General features: G+C 70.3%; 4 protein-coding genes. 1 reads left to right on the top strand and 3 read right to left on the bottom strand.

Annotated elements, in window-relative coordinates:
• Positions 1–393: 393 nt before the first annotated feature.
• The 3 genes from cmrA to QH283_RS17495 form a co-directional block, all read right to left on the bottom strand.
• The gene (cmrA, locus tag QH283_RS17505) at positions 394–1,197 is read right to left on the bottom strand and encodes a mycolate reductase (protein WP_280504062.1); all 804 of its coding nucleotides are present in this window, start codon (positions 1,195–1,197) and stop codon (positions 394–396) included.
• Between the two features lie 87 nt (positions 1,198–1,284).
• A complete protein-coding gene (locus QH283_RS17500; RefSeq protein ID WP_280504061.1) occupies positions 1,285–3,315 on the bottom strand; it encodes an NADPH-dependent 2,4-dienoyl-CoA reductase in 2,031 nt (676 codons plus the stop codon).
• Positions 3,312–3,869: a PadR family transcriptional regulator gene (locus QH283_RS17495; protein ID WP_280504060.1), complete on the bottom strand. Its 558-nt coding sequence runs from the start codon at positions 3,867–3,869 to the stop codon at positions 3,312–3,314. The genes QH283_RS17500 and QH283_RS17495 overlap by 4 nt, the downstream gene beginning before the upstream one ends.
• A 93-nt stretch (positions 3,870–3,962) precedes the next feature.
• Here QH283_RS17495 and QH283_RS17490 point away from each other — a divergent pair, with 93 nt between their 5' ends.
• Entirely contained in the window at positions 3,963–5,309 is a 1,347-nt protein-coding gene (locus QH283_RS17490) for an MFS transporter (protein ID WP_280504059.1), read from the top strand.
• Positions 5,310–5,504 lie beyond the last annotated feature (195 nt).

Below are 5,504 nucleotides of genomic sequence, written 5' to 3'. Positions count from 1 at the left end.
CCCGTGTATGGTGGGTGTCACTGTGTTTCCTATGCGCCCGCCCCCCCCGCGCCGGGGGGTTTCCCCCCCGGGGGGGGGGGGGGGCGCGTCGACGGTCTCCGAGGATCAGAGGCCGATCAGAGCGAGCACAGCAGCGAGCAGGTTCGAGACGAGATCGAGCACCATGGTGTGTATCTCCTTCATCGTTGCTTACTTGCTTGGACCGAGGAGAACTCTAACCACAGCAGATCGCTATGACCAAATCGGGGACAAAACAGGCCGCTGACCGGGAATCGCCCCCGGCACCACCGGTTTTGGACACCCCAACCCCCGACCCGGTTAGGGGATCGCCCGCCCGGTGTGTAACCTGTACCACCAACGGAGAGATCGGCTATCGCTCGCCGGGAGCCGGTGTCAGCCGCCGAGTTTGCGGTAGAAGGCGCCTGCCACCGGGGCGCTGAGCGCGCGCGGGCTGTACTGGCCCGCCACGCTCATGCCCTTGCTGATCAGCCCCGGCACGACGCGCATCTTGTTGCGCGCCAGGCCGTCGATGGAGACCTTGGCGGTGTACTCGGAGGAGACCCACATGAAGTCGGGGACCATGCGATCGACGATGGAAGCCTCTGCGGGATCGGGCGTCTCGGTGCGCACCGGGCCGGGGGCGAGCAGGGTCACGTGCACGCCGCTGCCCTTGAGTTCGCCGCGCAGCGATTCGGCGAAGGTGTTCGCGAAGGCTTTGCTGGCGGCGTAGGTGGTGTTGTTGGGAATGGGCATGTTGCCGGCGGCCGAGCCGCTGATCAGGATGCCGCCCGCACGGCGGGCCAGCATGCCGGGCAGCACGGCCAGTGTCAGGTCGTGCACCGCAACGGCATTGAGTTCCAGCTGGGCGCGCTCGTACTCGGGATCGAGTTCGGCGACGGCGCCGAAGGTGGCGATGCCGGCGTTGTTGCACAGGATCGCGATGTCGCGGGCGGCCAGTTCCTCGACCAGCGGGGCGCGCTGGGCGCGGTCGGCCAGGTCGACCGCGCGCACCTCGGCGGTGATGCCGTGCGCGAGGGTGAGTCGCTGGGCGAGCTCGTCGAGCAGTTCGCCGCGGCGGGCGACCAGGATCAGCGAGTAACCGCGTCCGGCCAGGTCGGCGGCCAGGGCGGTGCCGATGCCGGAGGAGGCGCCGGTGACGACGGCGCGATTGTCGGTGGTGGGAGAAGGCAGGCTCACGTCAGCGAGCCTAACGTTCGTCCCGTTCGTCGCGTCCCGACAGGCGCGTCGGTCCCGGCGGTTCCGCCGGAGCCGGGCCGCCGCCGGCTAGAGGCGGGCGGCCAGCCGGGTGCCCTGGTCGATGGCCCGCTTGGCGTCCAGTTCGGCGGCCAGTTCCGCCCCGCCGATCAGGTGCACCCGCATCCCGGCCGCGCGCAGCGGCTCGGCCAGCTCACGCACCGACTCCTGGCCCGCACAGATCACCACGCTGTCGCAGCGGATCAGCCGGGGACGTTCGCGCCGCTCGCCGAAGCTGATGTGCAGGCCGTCGTCGTCGATGCGCTCGTAGTTGACCCCGCCGACCTGCTCCACGCCCTTGGCCTTCAGCGCGGCTCGGTGCACCCAGCCGGTGGTCCTGCCGAGCCCCTTGCCGAAGGGCGTTGTCTTGCGCTGGAGCAGCACCACCTCGCGTGCGGGCGGCGCAGGCTCGGGGGCGCGCAGCTGACCGCGCACCAGCTCGTCCCCGGATTCCACACCCCACTCCTGCTTCCATTCGTCGAGTTTCAGCGTGGGATGGCCCTCGACGGTCAGGTATTCACCCACGTCGAAGCCGATGCCGCCCGCGCCGATGATCGCCACCCGCCTGCCCACCGGCTTCTCCTCGCGCACCAGCTCGGCGTAGGTCAGCACCTTGGGGTGGTCGATGCCGGGGATGTCCGGCACCCGGGGGCGCACCCCGGTGGCCACCACCACCTCGTCGTAGCCGCCGGCGAGCAGGTTCGCCACGGTGGCCGGGGTGTTCAGCCGCAGGTCGACCCCGGTCACCTCGAGCATGCGGGTGAAATAGCGCAGCGATTCGTCGAACTCCTCCTTGCCGGGGATGCGGCGGGCGATGTCGAACTGGCCGCCGATGTGGTCGCGTGCCTCGTAGAGGTCGACGGCGTGACCGCGTTCGGCGAGATTGATCGCCGCCGACAGCCCGGCCGGGCCCGCGCCGGCGACGGCGATGCGCTTGCGGCGGCGGGTGGGGGCGAGCACCAATTCGGTCTCGTGGCCCGCGCGCGGGTTGAGCAGGCACGACACCCGCTTGTTGGCGAAGGCGTGGTCGAGGCAGGCCTGGTTGCAGGCGATGCAGGTGTTGATCTCGTCCACCCGGCCCTGCGCGGCCTTGTTCGCCCACTGCGGGTCGGCCAGCAGCGGGCGGGCCATCGAGATCAACCGGGCGTCGCCGCGGGTGAGGATCTCCTCGGCGACCTCGGGCATGTTGATGCGGTTGGACGCGCACACCGGGATCGACACCCGGCGCGCGACGCGCGCGGTGAATTCGACGAAGGCCGCGCGCGGCACCGAGGTGACGATGGTCGGCACGCGCGCCTCGTGCCAGCCGATGTCGGTGTTGAGGATGGTCACGCCTGCGCGCTCGAGTTCCTCGGCCAGGGTGAGGATCTCCTCGAAGGTCTGCCCGTCCTCGACCAGTTCGGCCATCGACAGCCGGAACAGGATGATGAAGTCCGCGCCGACGGCGGCGCGCGTGCGGCGCACGCTCTCCCGCGCGAAGCGCCGCCGGTTCTCCGCCGAGCCGCCCCACTCGTCGGTGCGGTGGTTGGTGCGCGGGGCGAGGAACTGGTTGATCAGATAGCCCTCGCCGCCCATGATCTCGCAGCCGTCGTAGCCGGCCAGCTTCGCCAGTCGCGCGCAGCGGACGTAGGCCGCGATGGTCTTTTCGACGCCGCGCCCGCTGAGCGTGCGCGGCCGGAAGGGATTGATGGGGGCCTTGATCGACGAGGCCGAGGCGCTGCCGGGCTGATAGGAGTAGCGACCCGCGTGCAGGATCTGCAGGGCGATCTTGGCGCCGTGCTCGTGCACCGCGCGGGTGACGGTGCGGTGCCGCAGCGCCTCGGTGGTGGTGGTCAGCTTGGCGCCGAAGGGCAGCAGCCTGCCGACCCGGTCGGGGGAGTAGCCGCCGGTGATCAGCAGTCCCGCTCCGCCTGCGGCGCGTTCGGCGAAGTAGGCGGCCAGCTTGTCGATGTTCCAGGCCCGGTCCTCCAGGCCGGTGTGCATGGAACCCATGACGACGCGATTGCGCAGTGTGGTGAAGCCGAGGTCGAGCGGCTCGAACAGATGGGGAAAGGAACTCATCGGTGACTGTCTCCCTCGGACAGAATGGCCAGCATCTCCTCGCACCAGTCGATGTAGCCCGCGCAGGTGCGGATACCCCCGCGCAGCACCAGATACTGGTGCAGGGTCGAGCCGGTGAGCCGGTCCGGCGCGGGGAAGTCGCGTTTCTCGATGGCGCGCAGCACCTCCATGCGGTGCGCGTAGAAGTCGCGGTGCCGGACGAGTTCCTCGCAAACGGCCGCGACGCCGCCCCCGCCCGCCAGGCTCGCGCCGCGGATCTTCACGCCGAGGTCGCTGCGCGGGACCTCGATGTCGATCGGCTCGGCGATCCAGCGGGTCAGCTCCGCCCGGCCCGCCGCGGTCACCGAGTAGACCTTCTTGTCGGGCCTGCCCGCCTGGGCGACCGACTCGCAGTCCACCCAGCCGGACTCGACCATGCGCTTGAGCACCCGGTAGATCTGCTGGTGGGTGGCGGTCCAGAAGAAGCCGATGGACTTGTCGAACCGGCGCGCCAGTTCGTAGCCGGAACCGGAGCGCTCGCTCAGCGAGACCAGCAGGGCGTGCTCGAGGGCCATGCGGCCAGGGTAGGCGTTACCGTGGGTGATATGCAACGGGGTGCATATCGGGTAAATCCTGCCGTGCCGCCGCCCGGCCGTTAGCCTGTGCGCATGACGGACGCGCGGGAGTCGATCGGACAGGCCGCCGAGCGGGGAAAGGTCCTCGCCTGGGGGCTGTGGGACTGGGGATCGGCCTCGTTCAACGCGGTCATCGTCGCGTTCGTGTTCACCGTCTACCTGACCGACAAGGTCGGCGACGACCTGCCCGGCGGCATCGCGGCCAGCACCTGGCTCGGCTGGTCGCTCGGCCTGGCCGGGCTGGTGGTCGCGGTGACCGCTCCGGTCAGCGGGCAGTATTTCGACGCGGCCGCGCGCCGCAAACGGGCGCTCGGCGTGCTGACCCTGGTGGTCATCGTGACCATGCTGGCGATGTTCTTCGTGCACGACGATCATCGCGACCTGTGGCTCGGGCTCGCGCTGCTGGCGATCGGCTCGGCGGCCTTCGAACTGGCGAACGTGCCCTACAGCGCCATGCTGCGCCAGGTGTCCACACCGGACAATGTCGGCCGGGTGTCGGGATTCGGCTGGGCCATGGGCTATTTCGGCGGCATCTTTCTCCTGCTGCTGTGCTACTTCGGGTTCATCGCCGGCGAGGGCGACAATCGCGGTTTTCTTGACGTGCCGACCGACGACGGGTTGAACATCCGCCTGGTCGTGGTGGTCTCGGCGGTCTGGTTCGCCGCCTTCGCGCTGCCGGTGATGTTCGCGATTCCCGAGATGCCGCGCACCACCGCCGATCCCGGCGCCGACAAGGCCCGCTTCCTCGGCGCCTACCGGGTGTTGTTCCGCGATCTGCGCGAGTTGTGGCGCACCGATCGGCGCACGGTGTGGTTCCTGTTGGCCAGCGCGGTCTTCCGGGACGGCCTGGCTGGGGTGTTCACCTTCGGCGCGGTGCTGGCGGTGCAGGTCTACGGCATCGCCGACTCCGACGTGCTGCTGTTCGGCATCGCCGCCAACGTGGTGGCCGCGCTCGGCGCGGTGGCGGCGGGCCGCTTCGACGATCGGGTGGGGCCAAAGGCGGTCATCGTGGTGTCGCTGGTGAGCATGCTGGTGTGCGGGCTGGCGCTGCTCGTGGTGTCCGGGCCCGCGATGTTCTGGGTGTTCGGCCTGCTGCTGACGGTGTTCGTCGGTCCGGCGCAGGCCTCGGCGCGCTCGTTCCTGATCCGGCTCGCCCCGCCGGGGCGGGAGGGACAGATGTTCGGCCTGTACACCACCACCGGCCGGGCCGCCTCGTTCCTCGCCCCGACGCTGTTCGGGCTGTCGGTGTGGCTGTTCGGCGCGGACCGGGCGGGCATCGTCGGGCTGCTGGTGGTGCTCGGCGCGGGTCTGCTGGTGTTGCTGCCGGTGCGCGGACCGGAGACCCTGCCGGGCGAGCGGGTGGTCGAGCGGGCTCACTAGCCGCGGCGACGGTGCGGCTGTTCAGCGCTGGGCGGGCGGCCACCAGTTGTCCATGCCGAGCGCGATGAGCCGGATCTTCTGCACGGTCGCCTCCCGGATCGCCAGCCGTTCGCGGGGACTCTGCGCCGCCACGTCGGCGGCCACCCCGTCGGCGACGGTGCCGACGATCAGTTCCGCCGCGATCTCCCGATCGCG

It is taken from the genome of Nocardia farcinica (genome assembly GCF_029867845.1).
GTDB lineage: Bacteria > Actinomycetota > Actinomycetes > Mycobacteriales > Mycobacteriaceae > Nocardia > Nocardia farcinica_A.
The sequence above is the reverse complement of the archived record's forward strand: the minus strand, read 5'-3'. Positions and strand labels throughout refer to the sequence as shown.